At 73.8% G+C, this 25,978-nt stretch carries 23 protein-coding genes and 2 tRNA genes; 5 read left to right on the top strand and 20 right to left on the bottom strand.

Translation table 11 applies throughout. The features are described from left to right. Positions 1 to 160 precede the first annotated feature (160 nt). The 7 genes from ACIRS1_RS23150 to ACIRS1_RS23120 all read right to left on the bottom strand — a co-directional run bounded on the left by ACIRS1_RS23150 (position 161) and on the right by ACIRS1_RS23120 (position 5,766). Entirely contained in the window at positions 161 to 682 is a 522-nt protein-coding gene (locus ACIRS1_RS23150; RefSeq protein WP_360222384.1) for a SigE family RNA polymerase sigma factor, read from the bottom strand. A 175-nt stretch (positions 683 to 857) separates the two neighbouring features. Then, positions 858 to 1,184 (bottom strand): hypothetical protein, encoded by a 327-nt coding sequence (locus tag ACIRS1_RS23145; RefSeq protein ID WP_360222381.1) that lies wholly within the window; start codon positions 1,182 to 1,184, stop codon positions 858 to 860. 136 nt (positions 1,185 to 1,320) lie between these two features. Further along, a complete protein-coding gene (gene pth, locus ACIRS1_RS23140; RefSeq protein WP_360222378.1) occupies positions 1,321 to 1,899 on the bottom strand; it encodes an aminoacyl-tRNA hydrolase in 579 nt (192 codons plus the stop codon). Between the two features lie 108 nt (positions 1,900 to 2,007). Then, positions 2,008 to 2,592, bottom strand: coding sequence for a 50S ribosomal protein L25/general stress protein Ctc (locus ACIRS1_RS23135; protein ID WP_360222375.1), 585 nt, complete (start codon positions 2,590 to 2,592; stop codon positions 2,008 to 2,010). Between the two features lie 301 nt (positions 2,593 to 2,893). Then, positions 2,894 to 3,871, bottom strand: a complete 978-nt coding sequence (locus ACIRS1_RS23130) for a ribose-phosphate diphosphokinase (protein WP_360222372.1) — start codon at positions 3,869 to 3,871, stop codon at positions 2,894 to 2,896. A gap of 202 nt (positions 3,872 to 4,073) precedes the next feature. Continuing rightward, positions 4,074 to 5,552: a bifunctional UDP-N-acetylglucosamine diphosphorylase/glucosamine-1-phosphate N-acetyltransferase GlmU gene (glmU, locus tag ACIRS1_RS23125; protein WP_360222369.1), complete on the bottom strand. Its 1,479-nt coding sequence runs from the start codon at positions 5,550 to 5,552 to the stop codon at positions 4,074 to 4,076. Positions 5,553 to 5,695: 143 nt separating this feature from the next. After that, positions 5,696 to 5,766 (bottom strand) — tRNA-Gln (locus ACIRS1_RS23120). Between the two features lie 257 nt (positions 5,767 to 6,023). Here ACIRS1_RS23120 and ACIRS1_RS23115 point away from each other — a divergent pair. Further along, positions 6,024 to 7,034 (top strand): acyl-CoA desaturase, encoded by a 1,011-nt coding sequence (locus ACIRS1_RS23115; protein WP_402842839.1) that lies wholly within the window; start codon positions 6,024 to 6,026, stop codon positions 7,032 to 7,034. 173 nt (positions 7,035 to 7,207) lie between these two features. After that, positions 7,208 to 7,810: a TetR/AcrR family transcriptional regulator gene (locus tag ACIRS1_RS23110; RefSeq protein ID WP_280678407.1), complete on the top strand. Its 603-nt coding sequence runs from the start codon at positions 7,208 to 7,210 to the stop codon at positions 7,808 to 7,810. An 84-nt stretch (positions 7,811 to 7,894) separates the two neighbouring features. Here the strand turns inward: ACIRS1_RS23110 and ACIRS1_RS23105 are convergent, their stop codons facing one another. Beyond that, the gene (locus tag ACIRS1_RS23105) at positions 7,895 to 8,686 is read right to left on the bottom strand and encodes a methyltransferase domain-containing protein (protein WP_402842836.1); all 792 of its coding nucleotides are present in this window, start codon (positions 8,684 to 8,686) and stop codon (positions 7,895 to 7,897) included. 111 nt (positions 8,687 to 8,797) lie between these two features. Between ACIRS1_RS23105 and ACIRS1_RS23100 the strand changes: the two genes are divergently transcribed. Beyond that, positions 8,798 to 9,295, top strand: coding sequence for a MarR family transcriptional regulator (locus ACIRS1_RS23100; protein ID WP_360222360.1), 498 nt, complete (start codon positions 8,798 to 8,800; stop codon positions 9,293 to 9,295). A gap of 104 nt (positions 9,296 to 9,399) precedes the next feature. Here the strand turns inward: ACIRS1_RS23100 and ACIRS1_RS23095 are convergent, their stop codons facing one another. The 5 genes from ACIRS1_RS23095 to ACIRS1_RS23075 form a co-directional block, all read right to left on the bottom strand. Further along, on the bottom strand, positions 9,400 to 10,365 hold the full coding sequence (locus ACIRS1_RS23095; protein ID WP_402842832.1) for a LuxR C-terminal-related transcriptional regulator: 966 nt from the start codon (positions 10,363 to 10,365) through the stop codon (positions 9,400 to 9,402). A gap of 322 nt (positions 10,366 to 10,687) precedes the next feature. Beyond that, complete coding sequence (gene galE, locus ACIRS1_RS23090; protein ID WP_360222354.1) at positions 10,688 to 11,650, bottom strand: UDP-glucose 4-epimerase GalE; 963 nt, start codon at positions 11,648 to 11,650, stop codon at positions 10,688 to 10,690. A gap of 257 nt (positions 11,651 to 11,907) precedes the next feature. Beyond that, positions 11,908 to 12,576, bottom strand: coding sequence for a response regulator transcription factor (locus ACIRS1_RS23085; protein ID WP_360222351.1), 669 nt, complete (start codon positions 12,574 to 12,576; stop codon positions 11,908 to 11,910). 169 nt (positions 12,577 to 12,745) lie between these two features. Beyond that, positions 12,746 to 12,821, bottom strand: a tRNA-Thr gene (locus ACIRS1_RS23080). A gap of 273 nt (positions 12,822 to 13,094) precedes the next feature. Beyond that, positions 13,095 to 13,565 (bottom strand): winged helix-turn-helix transcriptional regulator, encoded by a 471-nt coding sequence (locus tag ACIRS1_RS23075; RefSeq protein ID WP_402842829.1) that lies wholly within the window; start codon positions 13,563 to 13,565, stop codon positions 13,095 to 13,097. A gap of 199 nt (positions 13,566 to 13,764) precedes the next feature. Here ACIRS1_RS23075 and ACIRS1_RS23070 point away from each other — a divergent pair, with 199 nt between their 5' ends. After that, positions 13,765 to 14,361: a flavodoxin family protein gene (locus ACIRS1_RS23070; RefSeq protein WP_360222346.1), complete on the top strand. Its 597-nt coding sequence runs from the start codon at positions 13,765 to 13,767 to the stop codon at positions 14,359 to 14,361. Positions 14,362 to 14,559: 198 nt separating this feature from the next. Here the strand turns inward: ACIRS1_RS23070 and ACIRS1_RS23065 are convergent, their stop codons facing one another. From ACIRS1_RS23065 to ACIRS1_RS23050, 4 genes are all read right to left on the bottom strand, one after another. Further along, positions 14,560 to 15,894, bottom strand: a complete 1,335-nt coding sequence (locus ACIRS1_RS23065; RefSeq protein WP_402842826.1) for an MFS transporter — start codon at positions 15,892 to 15,894, stop codon at positions 14,560 to 14,562. A 177-nt stretch (positions 15,895 to 16,071) separates the two neighbouring features. Continuing rightward, positions 16,072 to 17,367 carry a S8 family serine peptidase gene (locus ACIRS1_RS23060; protein WP_402842824.1) on the bottom strand — a complete coding sequence of 432 codons (1,296 nt, stop codon included), beginning with the start codon at positions 17,365 to 17,367 and terminating at the stop codon, positions 16,072 to 16,074. A gap of 99 nt (positions 17,368 to 17,466) precedes the next feature. Further along, positions 17,467 to 19,170 carry a WXG100 family type VII secretion target gene (locus ACIRS1_RS23055; protein WP_402842821.1) on the bottom strand — a complete coding sequence of 568 codons (1,704 nt, stop codon included), beginning with the start codon at positions 19,168 to 19,170 and terminating at the stop codon, positions 17,467 to 17,469. 43 nt (positions 19,171 to 19,213) lie between these two features. Then, positions 19,214 to 19,693, bottom strand: a complete 480-nt coding sequence (locus ACIRS1_RS23050) for a hypothetical protein (protein WP_360213619.1) — start codon at positions 19,691 to 19,693, stop codon at positions 19,214 to 19,216. A 408-nt stretch (positions 19,694 to 20,101) separates the two neighbouring features. On the opposite strand from ACIRS1_RS23050, the gene ACIRS1_RS23045 reads away from it, so the two are divergent. Next, complete coding sequence (locus ACIRS1_RS23045) at positions 20,102 to 22,021, top strand: FUSC family protein (RefSeq protein WP_402842818.1); 1,920 nt, start codon at positions 20,102 to 20,104, stop codon at positions 22,019 to 22,021. A gap of 47 nt (positions 22,022 to 22,068) precedes the next feature. Here the strand turns inward: ACIRS1_RS23045 and ACIRS1_RS23040 are convergent, their stop codons facing one another. The 3 genes from ACIRS1_RS23040 to rsmA form a co-directional block, all read right to left on the bottom strand. Continuing rightward, positions 22,069 to 23,886, bottom strand: a complete 1,818-nt coding sequence (locus tag ACIRS1_RS23040) for an ABC-F family ATP-binding cassette domain-containing protein (protein ID WP_360213615.1) — start codon at positions 23,884 to 23,886, stop codon at positions 22,069 to 22,071. 267 nt (positions 23,887 to 24,153) lie between these two features. Then, positions 24,154 to 25,071 (bottom strand): 4-(cytidine 5'-diphospho)-2-C-methyl-D-erythritol kinase, encoded by a 918-nt coding sequence (locus ACIRS1_RS23035; protein ID WP_402842815.1) that lies wholly within the window; start codon positions 25,069 to 25,071, stop codon positions 24,154 to 24,156. Continuing rightward, on the bottom strand, positions 25,068 to 25,949 hold the full coding sequence (rsmA, locus tag ACIRS1_RS23030) for a 16S rRNA (adenine(1518)-N(6)/adenine(1519)-N(6))-dimethyltransferase RsmA (RefSeq protein WP_360213611.1): 882 nt from the start codon (positions 25,947 to 25,949) through the stop codon (positions 25,068 to 25,070). Before rsmA ends, ACIRS1_RS23035 begins: the two co-directional genes overlap by 4 nt. Positions 25,950 to 25,978: the final 29 nt, after the last annotated feature.

The following is a 25,978-nucleotide window of genomic DNA, read 5'->3' as shown; positions in this document are numbered from 1 at the left end:
CACCACTGCCACCACGGCCGCCGCCCCGCGCAGCGCGGTCAGCCGCCGTGCCCGCCGCCGCCCGGCCTCCCGCAGCCCGGCCAGCGGCGGGATCCCGCCCACCGCCCCGGCCCGTGCCCCGAGCCGGACGACCAGCTCCTCCTCGAACCCGTCCTGCCGCTCAGCCGCCATGCCCCACCATCTCCCTCGCCGGTGCCAGCTCCTCGCGAAGCGCTCTCATCGCCCGCGCCAGGTGCGTCTTCGCCGTGGCCACCGAGCACCCCAGCTCCTGGGCGACCTGCGCCACCGGCAGGTCGACGTAGTAGCGCAGCACCACCACGGCCCGCTGACGCGGCGGCAGCGCCCGCAGCGCCGCCGCGAGGCGTTCGTCCCGCTCGGCCGCCGGCGTGTCCGGGGCGTCCGGCAGCACGGGCGTGAGCACCTCCCGCCGGGTCCGCCGCCAGCGCGACACGTGGGTGCGGACCATCGCCGTCCGGACGTACCCCTCGGCCGCCCCCGGGTCCCGGATCGTCGACCGTTTCGGGTAGACCCGGGCCAGCGCGTCGTGCAGCAGGTCCCGGGCGTCGTGGACGTCCCCGGTGATCAGGTAGGCCCCGCGCAGCAGAGCCTGGTACCGCGCCGAGACGAACTCGTCGAAGTGGTCGGATCCGGTGCCCCCCGGGCGCATCGATTCGCGCTTCATACCCCCAGGACGCCCCCGGCCCCGAAAACGGATGACAGGACGGGCCACCGGACCGGTGACCGGACGGATCACCGGACGGATCACCGGACGACGAAGGGCCGGCGCCCACGGGTGTGGACACCGGCCCGAAGCCGTTCGTTCGTCGCTGCTCGGTCCGTCGCTGCTCGGTCCGTCGCTACTCGGCGGGCTCGCCCGCGCGGCGGCGCTTCAGCCACAGCGCCGCACCGCCGGCCACGACCACCAGGCCGCCGCCGACCGCGAGCAGGCCGGCGTCCGGGCCCATGGACTCGCCGAGCACCGGCGCGAACTGGGCCGCCGCCGGTTCCGGGGTGACGCCCGGGTCCGGTTCCGCCACCGGGTCGGCGTGCGCCAGCTGCGCACCACCGGACAGCAGCACTCCGGCCGCCCCCAGCGCACCGGCCGTACCGACCCTTCGTCCGAGCTGCTTCAGCCGGACCACCCGGATCCGCCGCAGTCGGCGGACCGGACGCAAACTCCGCATCGAGAACTCCCCAGGACTCGCTCGCGTACCGGTCACCGACGCTATCCGATCCCGCACAGGGTTCTCACACCTAATCAGGTTTGGCCGTCAAGCGTTGTACGACTGTTGCGTACCTCGACGAATCCCCGACCCCCGCTCAGGAGTTGTAGGTGCCCTGGGCCCGCTCCAGCCCCTCGGAGAGCAGCGCCTCCACCGCGTCCGCCGAGCGGTCCACGAACCACTCGAGCTCCTTTCGCTCGGTGGCGGAGAAGTCCTTCAGCACGAAGTCCGCGACGTCCATCCGGCCGGGCGGCCGGCCGATCCCGCAGCGCACCCGGTGGTAGTCCGGCCCCAGCGACTTGGTGATCGACTTCAGCCCGTTGTGGCCGTTGTCCCCGCCGCCCAGCTTGAGCCGCAGCGCCGCGTAGTCCACGTCCAGCTCGTCGTGGACGGCGATCAGTGCCGAGGCCGGCACCTTGTAGAAGTCCCGCAGCGCCGTCACCGGCCCGCCGGAGAGGTTCATGAACGACATCGGCTTGGCCAGCACCACCCGCTTGCCCGCCAGCCGCCCCTCGGCCACCTGGGCCCGGCTCTTGTGCGCCTTGAACCTGGCACCGATCCGCTCGGCCAGCAGGTCGACCACCATGAACCCGATGTTGTGCCGGTTCCGGGCGTACTGCTCGCCCGGATTGCCCAGCCCCACCACGAGCCAGGGGCCCTCGTACCCGTCCGTCATTGCTCGCTCCTCGTCCTCGCGCTCGACGTCATCTTCCCGGACGCACCGCTGCCCCGGTCGCTCCGACGGGAGCGACCGGGGCAGCGGTCCGTGCGATCAGCGCGAGGCTCAGGCCTCGGCGCCCTCGGCCTCGGCGGTCTCCTCGGCCGGGGCGGCCTGCGCGGCGATGACCTGCAGCACGACGGCGTCGGCGTCGACGGCCAGGGTGACGCCGGCCGGCAGGGTGATGTCCTTGGCGAGCACCGAGGCGCCGGCCTCGAGGCCGGCGACCGAGACGGTGACCGACTCGGGCAGGTGGGTGGCCTCGGCCTCGATCGGCAGGGCCTGCAGGACGTGCTCGAGCAGGTTGCCGCCGGGGGCCAGCTCGCCCTCGGTGTGGACGGGGATCTCGACGGTGACCTTCTCGCCGCGCTTCACGAGGAGCAGGTCGACGTGCTCGATGGTGCGCTTGATGGCCTCGCGCTGGACGGCCTTGGGGAGGACGTACTCGTCCTTGCCCTCGATCGGGACGACCAGCAGGGCGTTCGGGGTCTTCAGGGCCATCATCAGGTCGTGGCCGGGCAGGTTCAGGTGAACCGGGGCGTGGCCGTGGCCGTAGACGACACCGGGGACGAAGCCGGCACGGCGAGCGCGACGGGCGGCACCCTTGCCGAACTCGGAACGGGTCTCAGCGGCAAGGCGGATCTCGGACACGACTGCACTCCTCGTGAAGACTGGCGCGGGGGTGCAGGCAACGCGAAAAACCGCCGGGACCACACCCTCAGTACGTTCGGGGGTCACTCGGCGGTTACGGCCTCTGCCGACGGATCGGGATCCGGCCGGCAGCGCGTCGATCACGGAGCGGGCACCCGGCAAGCAGGCGCACGGCATCCCTCGCCGAGCAGTTTCACGAGTCTAACCGCTCCTGCCGCCTCCCGTGAAATCGGCGGCGGCCCCGGTCCGATCCGGACCGGGGCCGCCGCCGCGGGGCGTCGTCGGTGCACGCCCCCGAAGGTCAGTGCACGCCCTCGAAGAGGCTGGTGACCGAGCCCTCCTCGAACACCTCGCGGATCGCGGCCGCGATCGACGGGGCGATGGAGAGCGTGGTGATCTTGTCCAGCTGCAGCTGCGCCGGGGTGGGCAGCGTGTTGGTGAAGACGAACTCGCTGACCCGCGAGTTCTTCAGCCGGTCCGCGGCCGGGCCGGAGAGCACGCCGTGGGTGGCCGCCACCAGGACGTCGGCCGCGCCGTTCTCGAAGAGCGCGTCGGCCGCGGCGCAGATCGTGCCGGCGGTGTCGATCATGTCGTCGACCAGGACGCAGACCCGGTCCTTGACGTCACCGACGACCTCGGCCGACAGGATGGTGTTGGCCTGGGTCATGTCGCGGCGCTTGTGGATGATCGCCAGCGGCGCGTCCAGCCGGTCGCACCACTGGTCGGCGACCTTCACCCGGCCGGCGTCCGGCGAGACGATGGTGAGCTTGTCGCGGTCGACCCGCTCGCCCACGTAGTCCGCCAGCATCGGCAGCGCGAACAGGTGGTCCACCGGGCCGTCGAAGAAGCCCTGGATCTGCGCGGTGTGCAGGTCCACGGCCATCAGGCGGTCGGCGCCGGCCTGGCGCAGCAGGTCGGCGACCAGGCGCGCCGAGATCGGCTCGCGGCCCAGGTGCTTCTTGTCCTGGCGGGCGTACCCGTAGAACGGCAGGATCGCGGTGATGCTCCGGGCGGAGGCCCGCTTCAGAGCATCGATCATGATCAGCTGTTCCATGATCCACTGGTTGATGGGAGCCGTGTGGCTCTGCATCACGAAGCAGTCCGCGCCGCGCGCCGACTCCAGGAAGCGGACGTAGATCTCGCCGTTCGCGAAGTCCAGGGCCTTGGTCGGGACCAGTTCGGTCTCCAGCGCCGCGGCCACCTCCCTCGCCAGCTCCGGGTGGGCACGGCCGGAGAAGAGCTTGAGCTTCTTCTCACCCGACGTCGTGATCCCGCTCACTGCACCGTCTCCTCGCGTTGCGGACGCTGAATCCCGTGACCCCGTGCGGGCAGGCGCAGCCCGCTCACAGATGGGGTCGGGGAATTGTCGGTACGCCTGGACACGGGCGGTAAGCCCAGTGGCGCACGTATGTCCCCAAGGTTACGCGCCCACGCAGAAACCGTCCGCCCCGGGACCGCCCCTCGGACTCCCGGCGGCCCGGTCAGGCCTCCGCGGACCCGTCCGCCCCGGCCTCGGCGTCCCCGCCGTTCGCGGCGTGCGCCGCCTGGGCGGACGCCGTCCCGGGGCGCCGGCGCTCGACCCAGCCCTCGACGTTGCGCTGCTGCGCCCGGCTCACGCCGAGCGCACCCGCCGGGACGTCGTTGATGATGACGGAGCCGGCCGCGGTGTACGCGCCGTCGCCGATGGTCACCGGGGCGATGAACATGTTGTCCGAGCCGGTGCGGCAGTGGGCGCCGATCACCGTGCGGTGCTTGTTCACGCCGTCGTAGTTCACGGTCACCGAGGCCGCGCCGACGTTGGTGCCCTCGCCGATGGTGGCGTCGCCGATGTAGGAGAGGTGCGGCACCTTGGCGCCCTCGCCCAGCTCGGAGTTCTTCACCTCGACGTAGGTGCCGACCTTCGCCTTGCGGGCCAGCTTCGCCCCCGGCCGCAGGTAGGCGTACGGGCCGGCGGTGGCCAGCTCGCCCACCTCGGCGCGGTCGGCCGTGGTGTTGCTCACACGGGCGCCGGCACCGACCAGGGTGTCCCGGAGGGTGGAGTTCGGGCCCACCTCGCAGCCCTCGCCCAGGTGGGTGGCGCCCTGCAGCTGGGTGTTGGGCAGCACCACCGCGTCCGGCTCGTAGGTCACCTGCACGTCGAACCAGGTGGTCGCCGGGTCCAGCACGGTGACGCCGGCGCGCATCGCGCGCTCCAGCAGGCGGTCGTTCAGCAGCCGGCGGGCCTGCGCGAGCTGGACCCGGTCGTTGATGCCCAGGATGTCGCGGTGGTCCTCCGCGACCACGGCACCGACCCGGTGCCCGGCCTTGCGCAGGATCTCCAGGGTGTCGGTGAGGTACTCCTCGCCCTGGGAGTTGTCCGTGGTCAGCTCCGCCAGCGCCTCGGCCAGCAGCTTGGCGTCGAAGGCGAAGACGCCGGAGTTGATCTCGGCGATGCTCCGCTGGGTGGTGGTGGCGTCCCGCTCCTCGACGATCGAGGCGACCGAGCCGTCCTCGTCCCGCAGGATCCGCCCGTAGCCGAAGGGCTCCGGCACGACGGCCGTCAGCACGGTGACGCCGTTCTGCTGGTCGCCGTGCGCCTTCGCCAGCCGGCGCAGCGTCTCCCCGGTCAGCAGCGGCGAGTCGCCGGCCGTGATGATGACGGTGCCGTCCAGCACCACGCCGTCGGCGGCCAGCGCCTCCAGCGCCGTCCGCACCGCGTGCCCGGTGCCGTTCTGCTCGTGCTGCACGGCGGTGCGCACGCCCCCGTAGTGCGCCGCCAGGTGCTCCTCGACCTGCTCCCGCTGGTGCCCGACGACCACGACCAGCTGCCCGGGCGTCAGTTCTCCGGCCGCCGAGACCGCGTGACCCACCAACGAGCGGCCGCACACCTCGTGCAGCACCTTGGGCAGCTTGTTCGACTTCATCCGGGTCCCGCCACCGGCGGCGAGCACGACAACGGCGGCAAGCGAATTGGCACCCATGCGGGGAGGCTCCTCAGTCGGTTCACAGAGAGGGCAGAGCAGCCCGGCCCGGACCCAGGCCGGTCGCCATTCGCACAGTCCGCCGAGCAGCACCGACAATACCGGCGGGTGGGGGGAACACCCGAACCAGAGGCGTGCAGAGGCTCCGCCGCTAGGATTCGAACCCAGACAAAGGCCTCCAAAGGGCCCTGTGCTGCCATTACACCACGGCGGATGGCTGTTCAGACCCTACCCGAGTCGCCCCGGCCGTGGGTATCAACTGCCCCGATCCGCAAGCCCGGATCCGGCCCCTACGGCAGGGCCGCTCGAACGCCCCGGGCGTGACGGTTCATCCATCCAGTCGGGTGAATTCACTCAAGCGCCGTGCGGCGGTGCGTTCCCTTCGTCGCGGCGCGCAACCTACGATGCCGTAGGTTACGCGAACGTAGGATCCGCTCCTCTCCCGTTCAGGGACGCCGCAAAGGGACGCCCATGACCATCCAGGCCGGCGAGGCGCGCGCGGGGACCGCCGCGCTTCCCCCCCACTCCGCCGATTCGCCCGACGCCGCCGACACCTCCGGAGCCTCCGCCACCCGGCTGTCCGCCACCCGCGGCGGGGAGAAGCAGGGCTTCGCCGAGCGCCTGGCGCTCGGCCTGTTCATCGCCCTGCCGTTCGCCGCACTGCTGGCCGCCGTCCCGGTGGCCTGGGGCCGGGGCCTGGGGTGGACCGACGCGGCGATCACCGTCGCCATGTACTTCCTCACCTGCCACGGCATCACCGTGGGTTACCACCGCTACTTCACCCACGGCGCCTTCAAGGCCAACCGCGCGGTACGGCTCGCCCTCGCCGTCGCCGGCAGCCTGGCGGTCGAGGGCCCGCTGGTGCGCTGGGTGGCCGACCACCGCAAGCACCACCGGTACAGCGACAAGGACGGCGACCCGCACTCGCCGTGGCGCTACGGCGAGAGCGTCCCGGCCCTGCTCAAGGGCCTCTGGTGGGCGCACATGGGCTGGATGTTCGACGAGGAGCAGACCCCGCAGCTCAAGTACGCCCCGGACCTCGTCGGCGACCCGGCCATAAGGCGGATCTCCCGGCTGTTCTGGCTCTGGACCACGATCTCGCTGCTGCTGCCCGCGCTGGTCGGCGGCCTGGTGACGCTCTCCTGGTCGGGTGCGCTGTCCGCCTTCTTCTGGGGGTCGCTGGTCCGGGTGGCGCTGCTGCACCACGTCACCTGGTCGATCAACTCGATCTGCCACGCCGTCGGGCGGCGCCCGTTCCGCTCCCGGGACCGCTCGGGCAACGTCTGGTGGCTGGCCGTGCTCTCCTGCGGCGAGTCCTGGCACAACCTGCACCACGCGGACCCGACCTCGGCCCGGCACGGCGTCCTGCGCGGGCAGATCGACTCCTCGGCCCGGCTGATCCGGTGGTTCGAGCTGGCCGGCTGGGTCCGCGACGTCCGCTGGCCGGACGCGCAGCGGATCGCCGCCCGCCGCGCCGCATGAGGCCACGCTTCCAGCATGATGTAGGGGTGAACGGGAGCAGCGCAGACAGCACAGGCGGCCACCAGAGCACGCGGACGGACGCGGCGCCGGCCCGTCCGCGGCCCGCTGCACCGGCGGGCGAGGGCGCCCAGGGGGGCGCGCCCGCCCCGCGCCGCCGCGGCGCGCGCGTCCGGATGACCGGGAAGCAGCGCCGGGAACAGCTGCTGGAGATCGGCCGGACGGTGTTCGCGGAGCGCGGCTACGACGGCACCTCGGTGGAGGAGATCGCCGAGCGGGCCGGGGTGTCGAAGCCGGTGGTCTACGAGCACTTCGGCGGCAAGGAGGGGCTGTACGCGGTGGTGGTCGACCGCGAGATGCAGCTGCTGCTCGACATGGTGACCGGGGCGCTGACCGGCGGGCACTCCCGCGAGCTGCTGGAACAGGCCGCCTTCGCGCTGATGGACTACATCGACACCTCGACGGACGGCTTCCGGATCCTGGTCCGGGACTCCCCGGTCGCCCAGTCCACCGGCACCTTCGCCTCGCTGATCAGCGACATCGCGACCCAGGTGGAGGACATCCTCGGCCTCGAGTTCAAGTCCCGCGGCTTCGACGCCCGGCTGGCCCCGATGTACTCGCAGATGCTGGTCGGCATGGTGGCGCTGACCGGGCAGTGGTGGCTGGAGGTCCGCAAGCCGGACAAGGCGCAGGTGGCGGCCCACCTGGTGAACCTGGCCTGGCACGGGCTGGAGGGGCTGGAGCGGCACCCCAAGCTGGTCGGCGACCGCAAGGGCTGAGCCCGGAAGGACCGGGGCCGCAAGGGCCGAGCCCTTCGCCGCCCGGCCGTCGGCGCCAGCGTCCCGGTGCTCGGCGCCGCCCCCTCAGCGCCGCACCCCGACCGCGAAGATCCGCCGGAACGGGAAGACGGTGCCGTGCGGTCCGGCCGGGTAGGCCTCGCGCAGCAGCGCCCCGTACTCGGCCAGGAAGGCGGCCCGGCGGGCCGGGTCGGTGAGCACGGAGAGCACGGGGCGCAGGGCGCTGCCCTTGACCCAGTCGAGGACGGGGTCCGGTCCGGGCAGCAGGGTCAGGTAGGTGGTCTCCCAGACGTCCGGGAGGCAGTCGGCGGCGGCGAGCGCGTCCAGGTACCGGCCGGGCGGGTGGACCCCGGCCCGGACGGCCCCGTCGCCGAGGGCGTCCCGCCAGCGGGGGCTGCGGCGAAGCTCGGCGAGCAGCGTGTGACTGGGGGCGTCGAAGTTGCCGGGGACCTGCAGCGCGACGGCGCCGCCGGGGCGCAGGGCGGCGGCCCAGCGGCCGACCAGCCCGAGGTGTCCGTCGATCCACTGCAGGGTGGCGTTGGAGACGATCAGGTCGGGTGCGGCCGGGGCCGGGTCGTAGTGGCGGGCGTCGGCGAGCAGGTAGTCGGCGGTGGGTTCACCGTCGGCGCGGGCGGCGGCCAGCATCTCGGCGGAGCTGTCCAGGCCGGTGAGCCGGGCGTGCGGCCAGCGTTCGCGCAGGACGGCGGTGGAGTTGCCGGGTCCGCAGCCGATGTCCAGGACGACCGGGTCGTCATGGTTCGGGAGGGCGGGGACACGGGCGAGCAGGTCGCGCAGCGGGCGGGTGCGTTCGTCGGCGAAGCGCAGGTACTGCGCCGGGTCCCAGACGGGGATGGTCATGGTTCACCTCGCAGGTATCTCGACATCAAGATATCTCGGAGCCAGTGTGTCGGCACATTTCTCGATGTCAAGAGACTTCACATCGACACATCCACCGATACACTGATCGTCATGGAGGACGAGGTCGACAGGCTGGTCGCAGCGTGGCGCCGGGAGCGCCCCGACCTCGACGTGGAGCCGCTGGAGGTGCTCAGCCGGGTCAGCCGGCTCGCCCGCCACCTCGACCGCGCCCGCCGCACCGCGTTCGCCGAGCACGGGCTGGAGCCCTGGGAGTTCGACGTCCTGACCGCCCTGCGGCGCGCCGGGTCCCCCTACCAGCTCTCCCCCGGCCAACTGCTCACCCAGACCCTGGTCACCTCCGGCACCATGACCAACCGGATCGACCGCCTCACCGGCAAGGGCCTGGTCAAGCGCCTGCCCGACCCGGACGACCGGCGCGGCGTCCTGGTCCGTCTCACCGACGACGGCCGCGACCGCGCCGACCAGGCGCTCGCCGGACTCCTCGCGCACGAGCGCGAACTCCTCGCCCAGCTCACCTCCGGCCAGCAGGGCGAACTCGCGGCCCTGCTGCGGCAGCTGGTCGCACCGTTCGACAACATCCCGGGCTAGCCCGACCCCCGGGGCTGGACGCACGCCCCCTGCGCTGATTCCCGTCGCCGGTCGCCCGTCGTCCGTCGTCCGTCACCCGTCGCCGTTCGCCCGTCGCCCGGGCCTCAGGGCCGGTCCACCGAGGACGCCACCGACGGCGGCGCGGGCGCAGCCGGCTCCGCGGGGCTCACCCCCGCCCGGCGGGCCACCGCCACCGCGGCCAGCGTGGAGTGCACCCCGAGCTTGCCCAGCACGTTCTGCATGTGGGTCCGGACGGTGTGCGGCGACAGGTAGAGCCGCTCGGCGACGGCCTGCCGGCCCAGACCGGCGACCATGCAGCGCAGGATCTGCTTCTCCCGCGGGGTGAGGGTGTCGACCAGCCGCTCGCTCTCGGTGCGGTCGCGCCGGGCGGTGGTCAGCTCCCGGATCACCCCGGTCAGCAGCGCGGGCGGCAGGTGGGTCTCGTCCCGCAGCACCCCGCGCACCACCGCGAGCAGCCGGGCCAGCGAACTCTCCTTGGCCACCCAGCCGGTGGCGCCCGCGTGCAGGGCCCGGGCGGCCCGGTGCGGGTCGTCCGCGACGGCGAGCACCACGGCGCGCAGGCCGGGGTGCGCGCGGCGCAGCCGGGCCAGCAGGGTGATGCCGTCGGGCGGCGGGGCGGCGGACCGGAGCTGGTCCCCGCGGTGGGCGTCGAGCGCACGCACCTCCGCCCCGCGCAGGTCCGTTCCCCGCAGGTCCGCTCCCCGCGGATCCCGGCCGCGGGCGTCCGGGCGCAGCAGGTCCACCGGCGGCGTGGCCGGGCGGCGCGACGGCGGGACGACCGGGGCCGGCCGGCGCCGGGCCGCCTCGGCCGGGTCCGGTCCGGGGCGCCGTCGGACACCGGACGCCGCCCCGTCGCTGCCCAGGTCGGCGTCGATCAGCACCACCTCGAAGGCCCGCCCCTCGGCGGCGGCGCGCTCCAGCGCCCGCTCGGCGGCCGCCGCACTGCCGGCGGCCCCCACCTCCACGTCGGGCTCGGCGGCGAGCGCCGCGGCCAGTGCCTCGGCGAAGATCCGGTGGTCGTCGACCACCAGGACGCGGATCCGCCCCATCGTCCCTACCCCCTGCTCAGACCGGCCGAGCCCGGGGGCGGGGACCGGTCCGGCGCCCGCGCTCCGGGTCCTCGCTCCGCCCGCCCACCGGTGACCGGTGCAGCCGAAAAGGGCGCCGGCCCCCACCGGTACCGCATTCAGCGTACGGGCCGGGAATCCCCCTCGTGGCGGTTCGGTGAAGTTTCGTCAGGAGGTGCGTGCGCGGCGCGCAGCGCACCGCACACGCCGGGGGCGCGGCCGCAGGAGGCCACGACGTCCCCGGACGCACCGCGGCGCCGCCCCCGGAACGTCCGGGAACGGCGCCGCGCGGCCGGGCTCCGGCCTACTGGCCGTTCTTCGCCAGGGTGAACGTCCAGGCGTCCGAGACGATGTCGTCCAGGTTCGGGCGCCGCGGCGTCCAGCCCAGGGCCTCGTGGGCGCGGGCGGCCGAGGCCACCAGCACCGCCGGGTCGCCGGCCCGGCGGGCGGCCACCTGCACCGGGATCTCGCGGCCGGTGACGCGCTTGACCGACTCGATCACCTCGCGCACCGAGAAGCCGCTGCCGTTGCCCAGGTTGCAGATCAGGTGCTCGCCCGGCTTGGCGGCGTCCAGCGCGAGCAGGTGCGCGTCGGCCAGGTCCGCGACGTGGATGTAGTCGCGGATGCAGGTGCCGTCCGGGGTCGGGTAGTCGTCGCCGTACACCGCGATGTGCGGGCGCTGGCCGAGCGCCGCCTGGAAGACCAGCGGGATCAGGTGCGACTCGGGGTCGTGCCGCTCGCCGTAGGCGCCGTACGCGCCGGCCACGTTGAAGTAGCGCAGCGAGACGGCGGCCAGGCCGTGCGCGACGGCCTCGCTGGTGATCATGTGGTCCATGGCGAGCTTGGTGGCGCCGTAGGTGTTGGTCGGCGAGGTCCGGGCGGTCTCTGCGATCGGCACGACCTCCGGCTCGCCGTAGACGGCGGCGGTGGAGGAGAACACCAGCTTGCGCACACCCGCCTCGCGCATCGCGGTGACCAGCTCCAGCGAACCGGCGACGTTGTTGCGCCAGTACTTCTCCGGGTCCACGACCGACTCGCCCACCTGCGAGGAGGCGGCGAAGTGCAGCACCCCGTCGAAGGAGCCGTCCAGCACCTTGCCGGCGTCCTGGATCCGACCCTCGACGAACTCGGCACCGGCCGGGACGCCCTCGCGGAAACCGGTGGAGAGGTCGTCCAGGACGGTCACCTGGTGCCCCGCCTCCAGCAGGTGGGCGGCCACCACGCTGCCGACGTATCCGGCGCCACCCGTGACCAGGTACTTACTCATGATGAGACCTCCAGCGGGCGATGGCCCCGCGCGATCGGCGGCGGCCATCGATGACGTGCGTACGACTGGGGCTATTCTCCCTGCCCGCCGGGGGTGCTCCGGACCACGCGGGCCGGCCCGCTCCCGACGGCGCGCCGGCCGCTCCCGCGCCGATGCCGACGCGGCCCCGGTGCCGCGCCTGCGCCGCCCCCGCACCGCCCCGGAGCCGGCGTCTCTTCGACCCTCTGCGACCGGGCCCGGCCGCGACGGCCGTCGGCTCAGCCCGCCGCCATCCGATCCAGCAGCCCGGTGCGGGCCGCCACCGCGGCCGCCTCCAGCCTGGTCCGCGCACCGAGCTTCATCAGCACCCGCTGGACGTGCGTCCGGGCGGTGCTCGCGGCGATCCGCATCCCGGCGGCGATCGCCGCGGTGTCCTCGCCGTCCGCGATCCGCGCCAGCACCTGCACCTCACGGCGGGTCAGCAGGCGCAGCAGCCGCACCGCCTCGTCGTCAGGTTCGGCGGCCGGCCGCAGCAGTTGGTCGAAGGCCCCGCGCAGCACGTCCACGGCCACCGCGGCCTCGCCCGCCCGGGCCCGGCCGATCGCCCGCTCGACCACCTCGATGCGCTCGTCACTGGGCACGTAGCCCGCCGCCCCGGCCGCGAACGCGCCCGCCACGCCGCGCAGTTCACCCACCGGCCCGAGCACGATCACGGCCACCTCCGGGCGCTCCCGGCGGATCCGCCGCAGCCCGTCGAAGGCACCCGGCTCGCCGGGCGAGGCCACGCCCAGCAGGCACACCTCCGGCCGCCGCCCGGCCACCAGATCGGCGGCGACACCGGCCGGGCAGCCGACCGCGAGCACCCGGTGCCCGCGCAACGAGAGTGCCGTCGCCAGCGCCTCGGCCAGCAGCCGGTGGTCGTCGACCACCACGAGTCGAACGCCCATGACGCCCTCCCGGTCAGGGACCGGCTCGCGCCCGCACCCCTCCGGCGGGCGGCCGATGACGCACCATCACAGCGCATTCCGTACCCGACCCGCTAGGCCACGGCGCGTCGCGGGCGCGGCGGGCCCGGGGAACGCGAAAGACCCCCGCCGTCAGGCGAGGGTCTTTCAGTGGAGCCCCCATGCGGAATCGAACCGCAGACCTTCTCCTTACCATGGAGACGCTCTACCGACTGAGCTATAGGGGCTTGCCGGGTTTTCACCGGGCCGGTCGAACAAGGAAGACATTACACGGCTGGCGACCGGAAAGGGAAATCGGCCCTGCGCGGCCGTCCGGGACCACGACATCCGCCCCGCGGACGCTCCACGAACCGCCGCGAACCGCCGCTCCGGGTGGGCGTGGAGGCCTCCCCGGACGCTCGCGGCCGGGCCTCGGTGCGCGCACCGGACGCCGGACGCCGAATGCCGAGCGCCGAACGCCGGACGCCGCCGGCGGGACGGACCGGGATCGGGCGGCGGGGTCAGGAGTCGGCGTGCCCGAGGTCGAACTCCTCGCGGGCCTCGAGCATCCGCCCGGTGCGTCGCTCCGTCCACCGGCCGATCGGGGCCAGCAGCTCGGCGAGCTCGCGGCCGAGCGGCAGCAGGTCGTAGACCACCCGCGGCGGCGTCTCCGGGAAGACCGTGCGGCGCACCAGGCCACTGCGCTCCAGGGTGCGCAGCGACTGGGTGAGCATCTTGCGGCTGACCCCGCCGATCCCGCGCTGGAGCTCCGAGAAGCGCTGCGGTCCGCAGGCGGAGAGGCTCATCAGGATCAGCATCGACCACTTGTCGGCCAGCTCCGCGAACATCCCGCGGCTGGGACAGAGCTGGGCGAAGACGTCGAGCTCCTGACCCTGCGGCTGCGCCAGCTCCTCCTCCGGCCCTCGCCCGTCGCCCCGCGCCTGGCCCTGCTCCGCGCCTGCCGCTGCCCGGACCGCTTCCTCCGTCGTCATGTGGTCCAGGGTAGCGCCGCGGTCTCCAATCCACCCTTGGTAACCAATGGAGACTTGGTCTATATTGGAGACTGCAAGACGGACCGGGCCACGGGGCGCACACCCGCCCCCGGCCCGTACCCGGTCACGCCCTCCCGCGGCGCCGGGCCCGCCCGCACCCGTTCCGTCCCCCGTTCCGCCTTCCCACAGGAGTGCCCGCATGACCGCCATCCGCCCGACCGTCGCCCTCGCCTACCACTCCGGCTACGGCCACACCGCCGTCATCGCCGAAGCCGTCGCCCGCGGCGCGGCCGCCGGCGGCGCCGAGGTCGTCACGATCGCCGTCGACACCATCACCGACGAGCAGTGGGCCCAGCTCGACGCCGCGGACGCGATCGTCTTCGGATCCCCCACCTACATGGGCACCGCCTCCGGCGCGTTCCACGTCTTCGCCGAGGCCAGCAGCAAGCGCTGGTTCTCCGACGCCTGGCGGGACAAGGTCTCCGCGGGCTTCACCAACTCGGCCTCCAAGAGCGGCGACAAGGCCGGCACCCTGTTCTTCTTCCAGACCCTCGCCGCCCAGCACGGCATGAACTGGGTCAACCTGGGCCTCAAGCCCGGCTGGAACGCCACCACCGCCAGCGAGAACGACCTCAACCGCCTCGGCTTCTTCAACGGCGCCGCCGCCTCGACCCCCTCCGACGCCGGCCCGGAGGCCGTGCACAAGGCCGACATCGCCACCGCCGAGCACCTCGGTGAGCGCGTCGCCAAGCACACCGCCGTCGTCCTCGCCGGTCGCGCCGCCCTGGCCGCCTGACCTGCCGCGTGGGACGACGACCTCCGCGCGGGGTGACCTCGGCCTCGGGGTGATCTCCGCGTGGGGTGACCTCTTTCGGGGGGCGACCTCCCTCGGGGGGCGACCTCCCTCGGGGGGCGACCTCCCTCGGGGGGCGACCTCCCTCGGGGGCGACCTCTCTCGGGGTCGGCCGACCGGCCGACCGCCCCGCCGTACGGCCTACGCCGCCGGGTCCGTCCCCAGGACGGGCACCCGGCGGCGTCCGCCGTCCACCGCCCCGAGTTCCGCACCACCCGTCTCCGGCAGCAGCCGCAGACACCCCAGCGCCACCGCGGCCAGCCCCGTCAGGTACCAGCCGACCGGCTGCGCCGTCCCGTACGCCTCGGTCAGCCTCGTCGCCACCAGCGGCGTCGTCGCACCGCCCACCACGCCGCCCAGGTTGTACGTCAGCGCCGCGCCCGTGTACCGCACCCGCGTCGGGAACAGCTCCGGCAGGAACGCCGCGACCGGCCCCATCAGACACCCCAGCACCACCAGCGCTCCCGCCAGCGCCACGAACATCAGCGGCCGGCGAACCGTCTCCACCAGCGGGAACAGCAGCAGCGACCACCCCGCCGCCAGGGCCGTCGCCCAGCACAGCGTCCGCCGCCGGCCCCACCCGTCACTGCGCGAGGCGCTCACCCACACCGTCGCGCCCATCCCCACCGCGCCCACCAGCAACATCGACAGCACCACCGTGCTCGCCACCCCCAACCCGGTCGCCGCGTACGCCAGGGCGTACGTCGTCGTCAGGTAGAACAGCGCGTAGCCCACCGTGATCGCCCCCGCACCCAGCACCACCGTGCGCCAGTGACCGCGCACCACCTCCACCACCGGCGCCCGCTCCCGCGGCTCGTCCGCCCGGAACAGCGGCGTCTCCTCCAGCCGCAACCGCACGAACAGCCCCACCGCCACCAGCCCCAGCGACGCCAGGAACGGCAGCCGCCAGCCCCACGCTCGGAACGCCCGCTCGTCCAGGGCCAGTTGGAGCGCCAGGAACACCCCGTTCGCCAACACGAACCCGGCCGTCGGCCCCAACTGCAGGAACGCCCCGAACCGCCCCCGCCGCCCCGCCGGCGCGTTCTCCGCGATCAGCAGCGCCGCCCCGCCCCACTCCCCGCCCAGCCCCACGCCCTGGCACACCCGCAACAGCACCAGCGCCACCGGCGCCCACCAGCCCCACGACCCGAAACCCGGCAACAGGCCCACCAGCGCCGTCGACAACCCCATCAGCAGCAGGGACACCACCAACGTCGCCCGCCGGCCCACCCGGTCCCCGAAGTGCCCGAACACCACCGCCCCCAGCGGTCGTGCCAGGAAGGCCACCGCGTACACCGAGAACGCCGCCAACAGCGCCCCCACCCCGCCCAGTCCGGGAAAGAACACCGGCCCGAAGACGAGCGCCGCGGCCGTTCCGTACAGGAAGAAGTCGTAGAACTCGATCGCCGTCCCGATCAGCGCCGCAGCCGCCGCCCGCCGCAACTGCCCTGCCCGCCCGCCGTCCTCCGCATCCATACCACCACCCTCACCAGCCACCACCCCCACCCACCAGCCCCCACCCGAGTGACCACGGCGCACACCCCGGCACCGCACGCCACCCGGCGCGCACCACGCCCCGCCCCCGCGGAAACACCACCGCCCGGCCGCCGCACCACCCCCGACGACCGGACGGACCACCCCACCCCTCAGGCCCTACCGGCCCCCGTCCGACCCGGCGGCCGCCTTACGCCGCCGCACCACGACGAACACCACACCGGCCACCAGCACCAGGCCGGCCACCACGGCGGCCACGACCGGCAGCGTGCTGCCGGCGCCGCCCGACGCGTCCACCGCCTTCGGCTCCGACGTGGGCACCGGAGTGGGCGCCGCCGCGGGCGCGTTGCTCGCGCTCGGGGCAACAGCCGTGGCGGACGGAGTCGCCGAGGGAGTCGGTGCGGCCGACGGCGTGGCGGTCGCAGCCGGGACCGGGGACACGTCCGCCGGACCCGGGTCGCCGGGGTCCGTCAGCGCGATCCGCGGACGCACCGTGCCGTAACCGACGTCGACACTGTGCACCGACCCGTCAGTCGGCTTGCCCGCCGTATTGATCAGCACCCGCAGAACCTGATTCGCCGTCCAGTCCTTGTGCACCGACCAGACCAGAGCCGCCGACGCGGAGACCAATGCCGATGCATCAGAGGTCCCGTGGGTCTTGCAGTAGCCCGTAGACGAAGTACAGGCGCCGGCCATGTCCACCCCGGGCGCGGCGAGCACGACCTGCGGTCCCTGCTCGGACTCGTCCGTCGCAACGACGTCACGACCCACCGCCCCGACACCGACGACACCGGGCAGCGCCCCCGGGTACTCGACCGGATTCCCCTTCTGCGCCTCGTTCCCGACGCTGGAAACCACCAGCACGCCCTTCGCCCTCGCGGCCGCGATGATGCTGGTCAGTCTGGCCACGTTCGCCGACGACGAGAGCGCGGCATCCATGCCCTGCGAAATGTTGACGACCTTGGCACCCTGGTCAACGGCGTAGGTGACGGCCTGCCCGATCTGGTCGAGGAAGTCGGCCGAGACGAGCGTTCCGACGGACCCGTTATTGATCTTGAGCGGGAGGATCTTCACACCCGGAGCGAGACCCTGGGCACCCGTTCCCCCCATCCCGCTGCCGGTTCCCGCGATGAGGCTGGCAATCCCCGTCCCGTGCCCATCTCCGAAGGAACCCACTCCACCAGGGCTTCCACTGAAATCCTTCCCAGGCAGGAACTGCCCCGCCAGGTCCGGATGGTCCAGCTTGAACCCACCATCGATCACCGCAACCGTGATCCCCTGGCCTCTGGAGATCTTCCACATCTCGGGAGCGTGCATGGCGTCCAGATGCCACTGCTGCTGTCGAATGGTGTCCTCGGCCATCGCCGGCGCTGCGACTGGACCGACCACGATTCCCGCAACCGCAAGTGCCGTCGCGAAGATCCGCCCGCCCCTTCGCGTGTCGATCCGCCCCATCACAGCTCCTCGTCACTTCCCCGTTGATCGGGAACCGCGCCCCGAACAGGTCTGCCCGGCCACTGGGCGACACCCAGTGGCCGGGCAGACCTCACCGTCCTACTCAACCACGTTCGGGTTGCTCTGCGGCGTACCGCTGGTCCAGGTCTCCTCGTCCTCGAGGAGGTAGTCGGCCCGCTTGCGGCGGTCGCGCCCGCTCTTGCCCGCATGACCGGACGAGCCCGGCGCCATCATGCCGTTCTGGCCGGCCCGGGCCTCGCCCTCGGCGGCCCCTGCTGCTGCCGCCCGACGCAGACCCGTACCACCCGGCGTGAACTCGCCTCCAGGGGTCGGCCCCTTGCGGCCGCCGACCGTCCCGCCACCGGTTGAGGTGAGACCCCGGCCGCGCGAACCGCCAGCCGCCCCACCACCACCGCCGTGACCGCCCGTGCCCGGGTGCATGGCACCCATCCCGCCCGTGCCGCCGGCCGTCCCGCCCCGGCCCGCCTGGGCCTCACGGGCGCCGAAGACCGTCCCACTGGGCAGACCAGGGGTGCCGGACTTCCCCGGCACGGTGCCACCGCCGAAGGGCACGGTGCGCCCCGGGACCGAACCGCCGCTCGTACCGGGGATCGAACCCCCGCCGCGGCCGGGGATCGATCCCCCGCTCCTGCCCGGAATCGAGCCGCCACCGCTTCCCAAGGGGAACCCGGGGACCGGACCGCCCCCGGGGAAGGTGGGAAAGCCGGCCGTTCCGCCGCCCGGTCCACCCGGGTATCCCGTGGTGCCCCGGAGGGCGTCCGGGGGCAGACTGCCGCCCCCGACCGGGCTCACCGGACCGGTCTGACCCGGCAGGGTGGGGGCCGACGGCAGACTGTCCAGACCGGTGCCCGTCCGGTCGATCGGGACCGCGGGCACCGTGGGGGGCGTCGTGGAACCCGGGTCGTGCGCGGGCGGCGGCACGTGCCCACCACCGGACGGCGGGATCGGATCGACGTGTCCGGGCGTCCCGGGCCCTCCCGAGCCCGAGCCCGAACCCGGCGGGTGGGGGGCCACCGTGCCACCGCCGTAGCCGCCACCGGACGGGCTGGAGCTGCCGCCGACGCTGCCACCGCTCCTGGCCGAGCTGCGAACGGTGCCCCCGGAACCGACGTAGCCGCCGCCACCACCCGAAATCGTCGTGCCCTCGGACTTGTTGCTGGTCGTATCCGGCGTCCCCGGCAGCACCACGTCCTTGAGCCCGGTCAGCGTCTGGGTCGCCGCGTCGTACGCCTGCCCCAGCTTCTCCATCTGGTGGATGGCTTCCTGGTGCGCCAGGTAGACGCGCTGGGCGGCGGCCTGGGCGTCGGCCTCGCTCACCCAGTTCTTGTTGACGCTCTTCATGGCCGCGTCGACGGTCGCGGTGGTGGGGTCCGGGCTCCTGAGGGCGGCGATGTTGAGCGCCGCCTGGGTCGGACTCCCCTGTCCCGTCCGCGCGCTGACCGTCTTGACGTCGTGGTCCGGCACACCCGGCACCGCAGCCTTGGCGGTGCTGAGCGCCTCGCCCGCCTGGTGCATGGCGTCACCGGCGGACTTGGAGTAGTCGCTGAGCAGCCCGGCGGACTGCTGCAGGTTGCCGACCCAGGTCTTGAAGTTCTCGGCGGCCGGGCCTTCCCAGTGGATGTTCTCGGCGTGCGACTTGAGCGCGCTGCTGAGGTCCCGCAGGACGCGGGCGGCCGACTGCAGCATCGTGCCGCGGCTCAGCACCTTGGAGGGGTCGGTGCTGTCGACCATCTTCCTGAGCTGCGCGTGGTCGATGAGTTCGAAATTCGTTCCGCCTGCCACTACCTTCTCCCCGTTTCCCCGTGAACGCCGTGGACGACCGCCATCAGAGGTCGCCGCCACCGACCCGCTTCGGCGCCGGCCCGTTCGGGCCGGCCGCCGGCGTGGCGACGCCCGCGTTCTTCGCGACCGCCTTCTGGGCGGCCGTGGTGTCGTCCTCGTTGGTCGCGTAGTTGCCCGCCGTCTGCGACACCGCGGTCTTCATGGCGTCGATCTGCGACACGAAGTCCTTGTGCAGCTTGACGAGCTGGGTGTGCACCTTGTCGTAGGCGGACGTCAGGGCGGTCGCCTCGGCGAACTCCGAGCTCGCGAAGTTGCCGCCGGTCAGCGTCTGTTCCTGGAGCTTGTAGGGCGCCGCCGCCGAGCCGTCCATGGCCTGGAGCAGCGCCTCCACCTTGTTCGCGAACGTGACGAGCGTGTCCAGCTCGACCTTGACGTCCTGCTTGCCGAACGCGGACACCAGGTCGCCGGCACTGCTGTACGTCTGCCCGGAGCTCACCGTGGGGCCGACCCACACGTTGCTCAACGTGTACGGATCGACCGTCGTGGCCGGATCCGGCTTGGTTCCCGGTCCCGGTGGAACCTCTCCTGCCATGGCAGTTCACCTCTTCCCCCGTACGGACGCCGGTCCGGGTAACTCCCGGGCCGCCGTGCCGCAACACGCCGTCAACTTCTCGGTCGTACAGTCCTGGTCGGATCCCGTCCGCCCTGGGGACGGATTCCGCCTCCGCAATCGTAGCCACCGCCCCTGTCGGCCCGGCAGGGCCCGTGGTGGGCGCGTGCGCGATCGGTACGAACCTGACACGTGCGGCCCGGCGGCCGGGCGCGCGGGCCCCCGGATAGACTGGCGCTGCCCGGTTGGACCGGGTAACGCCCCATCTGCCGCGCAATGTCGCACAGCAGCGACCCCCGGCCGCAGAACGGACGTGACCGCATGCCCCTGCCCCCGGACGAGCCCTGGTGGGCCCGCGCCGTGCGACCGTCCCGTCCGCCGTTTCCGCTGGCCCTGATGGTGCGGGCCGCGATCGGCATGCTGCTGCCGCTGACCGTGGGTCTGCTGACGCACCGACTGGACCTCGGGGTGTTCGCCGCCCTGGGCGCGATGCACGCGACGATGAACGACCGGGTCGAGCCGGCCGGGCTTCGGCTGTCCCGGATCGCCTCCGCCGTGTCGGCGTCGGCGCTGGGCATGCTGGTCGGCACCGCCGTGCAGCACGCGGGTGTCCCGGCGGTGGGGCTGGGCGCGGCGCTGACGGTGACGGCGTTCGTCTCGGGTGCGCTGAGCGCGACCGGTCCGCGCGGTTCGGCCGCGGGGATGCTGCTGCTGGTGTCGGCGGCGCTGGGCAGCGGCATGCCGCTGCCGCACCCCTGGTGGGCGGCGGCGCCGATGATGCTGGCGGGGGCCGGGTTCGTGCTGGTGCTGGAGCTGCCGACGGGTGTGCCGCGCCGCCCTGCGGCCGATCCGCGCGTTCGGGCGCTGGCCGCCGTGTACGAGGCGCTGGGCCGTACCCTCGCCGATCTGGGAACGCCGCAGGGCGCGGGCTCGCGCCAGGTGCTGACGGCCCGCCTGAACCAGCTGCAGGACCTGCTCCCGCGTGCCGGTGGAAGCCCGCGTACCGGCGGGAACCCGCGTGCCGGCGGGAGCCCGCGCGCGGCCGGACTGCGCCGGACGTACGAGGCGGCGCTGGCCGCGACGGAGGCGGCGACGGGCCTGTTGTGGGCGTGGCGGCCGGTGCCGCCGGAGGTGGCCGCGGTGCCGGGGCTGCTGGCGGAGGCGGTCCGGCGGGGCGGCGGCGAGGTGGCCGTGCCGGACTGGCGGCCGGACACGCCGTCCCGGCAGGCCCTGGACGCGGCGCTGCGCGCGGCGGCCGGGGCGGTGGCGGGCCGGGACGCGGCGGTCGGCACGGCGCCGGCGCCGCCGGCCGACCCGTGGCGGCTGCGGGTGCGGCTGCTGTCGCGCGGTTCGGTGCGGTACGGGCTGCGGGTGGCGTTGTGCATCGCGGTGGGTTCGGCGGTGACGGCCAGCTATCCGCTGAGCAAGAGCTACTGGCTGCCGATGACGATCGCGTTCGTGTTGAAGCCGGATCTCGGATCGGTGTTCCTGCGTGCGGTGAGCCGCGCCGTCGGCACCGTGCTGGGGGTGGTGGTGACGGCGGCTGTGGTGTCGCTGACCACGGACGCGTGGGCGCTGACGGTGATCGCGGCGGCGTGCGTGGCGCTGCTGCCGTACGCGACGGCGGCGCACTACGGCTTGAACACCGTCGCGATGACGCCGATGGCGCTGGTCCTGCTGCAGTTGGGCGGGCAGAGCAGTGCGGCGGAGTTCTGGCCGCGGGTGCTGGACACGGTGCTGGCCAGCGCGGTGGTGCTGCTCTTCGGCTGCCTGTTGTGGCCGGATCGGCCGCGGCACCGGATCGAGCCCCGCCTGGTGGACGCGGCGGCCGCGCTGCGGGCCTACCTGGACGCGGTGACGGGGGACGCCGGCCGGGCCGAGGTGTGGCTGCGCCGCCGGGCGTACCGGGCGCTGGCGGACGCCCGGCAGGAGGTGCGGCAGGGGCTGGTCGAACCGCCGCCGACCGGGCGGCTGGCGGAGCGGTGGCTGCCGGCGACGGCGGCGCTGGAGCGGCTGGGCGGGGCGGTGGCGGCGTTCGCGGCGCAGATCCGTTACGGCGGCCGGGTGCCGGATCCGGTGGAGGTGTCCCGGGTCCGCCGGGCACTGGACGAGCTGACCGCGGCCGCCCGGGCGCACCGCCCGCCGACGGGTGCGGCGCCCCGCCCGACGCGGCCGCACGACCCGGCGCGCAGTGCGCTGGGCCGTGCGGCGGACGAGCTGGAGGTCCTGCTGGGCGCCTGAGCCGGGCACCGGACGGGCCCCGGCCCGGGCACCCCAACCCCGGAAGGTCAGACCTGCTCGGCCAGCTCCAGCCAGGTCATCTCCAGCTCCTCCTTCTCGTCCCGGACGGCGCGCAGCTGCCCGTCCAGTTCGGCCACCTTGGAGAAGTCGGCGGCGTGCTCGGCGAGTTGGGCGTGCAGCTTGGACTCCTTCTCGTCCAGCTTGGCGATCTGCCGCTCCAGCTTCTGCATCTCCTTCTTCGCGGCCCGCAGGTCGCCGCCGGAGAGGCCGGGCGCGGCGGCTTCGACGGGGGCGGGGACGGCGGCCGCAGCCGCGGCGGCCGCGGCCTCGGCCATCCGGGCGCGCCGCTCGAGGTACTCGTCGACGCCGTTGGGCAGCATCCGCATCCTCTTGTCGCCGAGCAGCGCGTGGGTGACGTCCGTGGTGCGCTCGATGAAGAAGCGGTCGTGGCTGATGACGATCATCGAGCCGGGCCAGCCGTCGAGGAGGTCCTCCAGCTGGTTGAGGGTCTCGATGTCGAGGTCGTTGGTCGGCTCGTCGAGGAACAGCACGTTGGGCTCGTCCATGAGCAGGCGCAGCAGCTGGAGCCGGCGCCGCTCACCGCCGGAGAGGTCGCCGACGGGCGTCCACTGCTTGTCCTTGCCGAAGCCGAACTGCTCGCAGAGCTGACCGGCACTCATCTCGCGGCCCTTGCCGAGGTCGACGCGCGAGCGGACCTGCTCGACGGCCTGGAGCACCCGGGTGGCCGGGTCCAGTTCGACGACCTCCTGCGAGAGGTAGGCGAGCCGGACGGTCTTGCCGACCTTGATCACGCCGGAGTCGGGCTGGACGTCGCCCTCGGAGGCGTAGGCGTCGCGCAGGGCGCGCAGCAGCGAGGTCTTGCCGGCGCCGTTGACGCCGAGCAGGCCGATCCGGTCGCCGGGGCCGAGCTGCCAGGTGAGGTTCTCCAGCAGCAGCTTGGGGCCGGCCTTCACCGTGACGCCCTCGAGCTCGAAGACGGTGCGGCCCAGCCGGGCGTTGGCGAACTTCATCAGCTCGGACTTGTCGCGCGGCTCGGGGACGTCGGCGATCAGGGCGTTGGCGGCCTCGATGCGGTAGCGCGGCTTGGAGGTGCGGGCGGGGGCGCCGCGGCGCAGCCAGGCGAGCTCCTTGCGGGCGAGGTTCTGGCGCTTCTGCTCCTCGACGGCCTCGATGCGGGAGCGCTCGGCGCGGGCGAAGACGTAGTCGGAGTAGCCGCCCTCGTACTCGTGGACGGTGCCGTGCTGGACGTCCCACATGCGGGTGCAGACCTGGTCGAGGAACCAGCGGTCGTGGGTGACGCAGACGAGCCCGGAGCGGCGCTTCTGGAGGTGCTGGGCGAGCCAGTTGATGCCCTCGACGTCGAGGTGGTTGGTGGGCTCGTCGAGGACGATCAGGTCGGGCGAGCCGAGGAGCAGCTTGGCGAGGGCGATCCGGCGGCGCTCGCCGCCGGAGAGCGGGCCGATGACGGTGTCCAGGCCGTCGGCGAAGCCGGGCAGGTCGAGGCCGCCGAAGAGGCCCTCGATGATGTCGCGGATGCGGGCGTCACCGAGCCACTCGTGGTCGGCCCGGTCGGCGATGACCTCGTGCCGGATGGTGGCCTTCGGGTCGAGCGAGTCGTGCTGCGTGAGGACGGCCAGCTGGAGTCCGCCGGAGTGGGTGATGCGGCCGCTGTCGGGCTCCTCCAGCTTGGCGAGCATCCGGATCAGGGTGGTCTTGCCGTCCCCGTTGCGTCCGACGACGCCGATCCGGTCTCCCTCGCTGACGCCGAGGCTGACCCCGTCGAGAAGGGCCCGGGTGCCGTAGACCTTCGTGACGGACTCGATGGTGGCGAGGTTGACGGCCACGTGTGCTGCGCTCCTGGGTTCGGCGGGGTCGGGGCGGTCCGCCGTTCGTCGCCGGGTGCCCCTGTCGGGGACGCCCCGATCTCCCCAGCCTAATGGGCGCGCCCGCGGGTCCACGTCGGGCTGCTCCCGGGGGCGGTCCCGGACCCGGCACGAACCCGCCCCGGCCCCACCCGGACCCGGCACGAACCTCGCCGACAGCCCGGCCCCGCCCGGACCCCGCCGACAGCCCCGGCCCCCGGCCCCCACCGGTCCGCCGGTCCGCCGCCCCTACGCGACCGGCGCCGCGCCCGGCACCGGCCCGTACGTGGCGTGGGCGGTGCGGCAGGTGCCGGAGGCCCGCAGCGCCTCCGCGACGGCGGCGGCCGCGTCGGCGTCCTTGACGAGGAACGCGCAGGTCGGCCCGGAGCCGGAGACGAGGGCGCCGATGGCCCCGGCCTCGGTGCCGGCCTTCAGGGTGTCGGCGAGCCCGGGCCGCAGCGAGACGGCGGCGGGCTGGAGGTCGTTGGCGAGCGCGGCGGCCAGGGCGGCGGCGTCGCCGCCGGCGAGGGCGGCGAGCAGGGCCGGGTCGGCCTCGGGCACCGGGACGTCGGTGTCGCTGGAGCCGGTCCCGGCCTCCTCGCGGAGCCGGTCGCACTCGCGGAAGACGGCGGGCGTCGACAGGCCGCCGTCGGCGACCGCGAAGACCCAGTGGAAGGTGCCGTCGACGGTGAGCGGCTGCAGGATCTCGCCGCGGCCGCGGCCCAGCGCGACGCCGCCGAGCAGGGCGAACGGCACGTCGGAGCCGAGTTCGGCGGCGAGCTCCAGGAGCGTGTCGAGCGGGGTGTCGAGCTGCCAGAGCGCGTCGCAGGCGACCAGTGCGGCGGCGCCGTCGGCGCTGCCCCCGGCCATGCCGCCGGCGACCGGGATGGCCTTGGCGATGTGCAGGTGCACGCCGGGGTCGGCGATGCCGTGGTGGGCGGCGAGCAGCCGGGCGGCGCGGGCGACGAGGTTGCTGTCGTCGAGCGGGACGGCGTGCGCGTCGGGCCCGGAGCAGGTCAGCGTGACGCCGTCCCCCGGGGTGGCGGTGACCTCGTCGCCGAGGGCGACCGCGAAGAAGACGTTGGCCAGCTCGTGGAAGCCGTCGGTGCGCAGTCCGCCCACCCCGAGCTGGACGTTGACCTTGGCCGGGACGCGTACGGTGATCACTCGGTGTCCGCCTTCGGCTTGTGTTCGGCGATGGCGGCGAACTGCTCGACCGTCAGCATCTCGCCGCGCAGCTTGGGGTCGATCCCGGCGGCCGTGAGGGCCTGCTCGGCCCCGGCGGCGGAGCCGGCCCAGCCGGACAGCGCGGCGCGCAGGGTCTTGCGCCGCTGGGCGAACGCAGCGTCGACGACGGCGAACACCTCCCGGCGGCTGGCGGTGGTCCTCGGCGGCTCCCGGCGGATGAGCGAGACGAGCCCGGAGTCGACGTTGGGGGCGGGCCAGAACACGTTGCGCCCGATGGCGCCGGCCCGCTTCACGTCGGCGTACCAGTTGGCCTTGACCGACGGGACGCCGTACACCTTGTTGCCGGGCTTGGCGGCGAGCCGGTCGGCGACCTCGCTCTGCACCATGACCAGCGTGCGCTCGATGCTGGGGAAGGTCGCCAGCATGTGCAGCAGGACGGGCACGGCCACGTTGTACGGCAGGTTGGCGACCAGCGCGGTGGGCGCCGGTCCGGGGAGCTCGGTGACCTCCATGGCGTCGCTGAACACCAGGTCGAAGGCGTCGGCCTTGCCGGGCATCCGGGCGGCGACGGTGTCGGGGAGGTGCCGGGCGAGCACCGGGTCGATCTCGACCGCGGTCACGTGCCGGGCGACCTCCAGCAGCGCCAGGGTCAGCGAGCCGAGTCCGGGCCCGACCTCGACGACCGCGTCCTCCTCGGTCACCCCGCCGGCCCGGACGATCCGCCGCACGGTGTTGCCGTCGATGACGAAGTTCTGCCCGCGCTGCTTGGTCGGCTTGACGCCGAAGGCGGCGGCCAGCTCGCGGATGTCGGCGGCGCCCAGCAGGTGGCTGTCAGGGGTGGGGTCGGTGGTGCTCACGCGCCAAGGATACGGGCGCGGGGCGGGCC

Origin of the sequence: Kitasatospora sp. NPDC101176 (genome assembly GCF_044768035.1) — a bacterium.
Taxonomy (GTDB): Bacteria; Actinomycetota; Actinomycetes; order Streptomycetales; family Streptomycetaceae; genus Kitasatospora.
The sequence above is the reverse complement of the archived record's forward strand: the minus strand, read 5'-3'. Positions and strand labels throughout refer to the sequence as shown.

Bases quoted from the DNA above. Each gene is read 5' to 3' on its own strand.
- ACIRS1_RS23150 (WP_360222384.1), bottom strand. From the start codon at position 682: ATGAAGCGCGAATCGATGCGCCCGGGGGGCACCGGATCCGACCACTTC.
- ACIRS1_RS23145 (WP_360222381.1), bottom strand. From the start codon at position 1,184: ATGCGGAGTTTGCGTCCGGTCCGCCGACTGCGGCGGATCCGGGTGGTC.
- pth (WP_360222378.1), bottom strand. From the start codon at position 1,899: ATGACGGACGGGTACGAGGGCCCCTGGCTCGTGGTGGGGCTGGGCAAT.
- glmU (WP_360222369.1), bottom strand. From the start codon at position 5,552: ATGGGTGCCAATTCGCTTGCCGCCGTTGTCGTGCTCGCCGCCGGTGGC.
- ACIRS1_RS23115 (WP_402842839.1), top strand. From the start codon at position 6,024: ATGACCATCCAGGCCGGCGAGGCGCGCGCGGGGACCGCCGCGCTTCCC.
- ACIRS1_RS23110 (WP_280678407.1), top strand. From the start codon at position 7,208: ATGACCGGGAAGCAGCGCCGGGAACAGCTGCTGGAGATCGGCCGGACG.
- ACIRS1_RS23105 (WP_402842836.1), bottom strand. From the start codon at position 8,686: ATGACCATCCCCGTCTGGGACCCGGCGCAGTACCTGCGCTTCGCCGAC.
- ACIRS1_RS23100 (WP_360222360.1), top strand. From the start codon at position 8,798: ATGGAGGACGAGGTCGACAGGCTGGTCGCAGCGTGGCGCCGGGAGCGC.
- ACIRS1_RS23095 (WP_402842832.1), bottom strand. From the start codon at position 10,365: ATGGGGCGGATCCGCGTCCTGGTGGTCGACGACCACCGGATCTTCGCC.
- galE (WP_360222354.1), bottom strand. From the start codon at position 11,650: ATGAGTAAGTACCTGGTCACGGGTGGCGCCGGATACGTCGGCAGCGTG.
- ACIRS1_RS23085 (WP_360222351.1), bottom strand. From the start codon at position 12,576: ATGGGCGTTCGACTCGTGGTGGTCGACGACCACCGGCTGCTGGCCGAG.
- ACIRS1_RS23075 (WP_402842829.1), bottom strand. From the start codon at position 13,565: ATGACGACGGAGGAAGCGGTCCGGGCAGCGGCAGGCGCGGAGCAGGGC.
- ACIRS1_RS23070 (WP_360222346.1), top strand. From the start codon at position 13,765: ATGACCGCCATCCGCCCGACCGTCGCCCTCGCCTACCACTCCGGCTAC.
- ACIRS1_RS23065 (WP_402842826.1), bottom strand. From the start codon at position 15,894: ATGGATGCGGAGGACGGCGGGCGGGCAGGGCAGTTGCGGCGGGCGGCG.
- ACIRS1_RS23060 (WP_402842824.1), bottom strand. From the start codon at position 17,367: ATGGGGCGGATCGACACGCGAAGGGGCGGGCGGATCTTCGCGACGGCA.
- ACIRS1_RS23045 (WP_402842818.1), top strand. From the start codon at position 20,102: ATGCCCCTGCCCCCGGACGAGCCCTGGTGGGCCCGCGCCGTGCGACCG.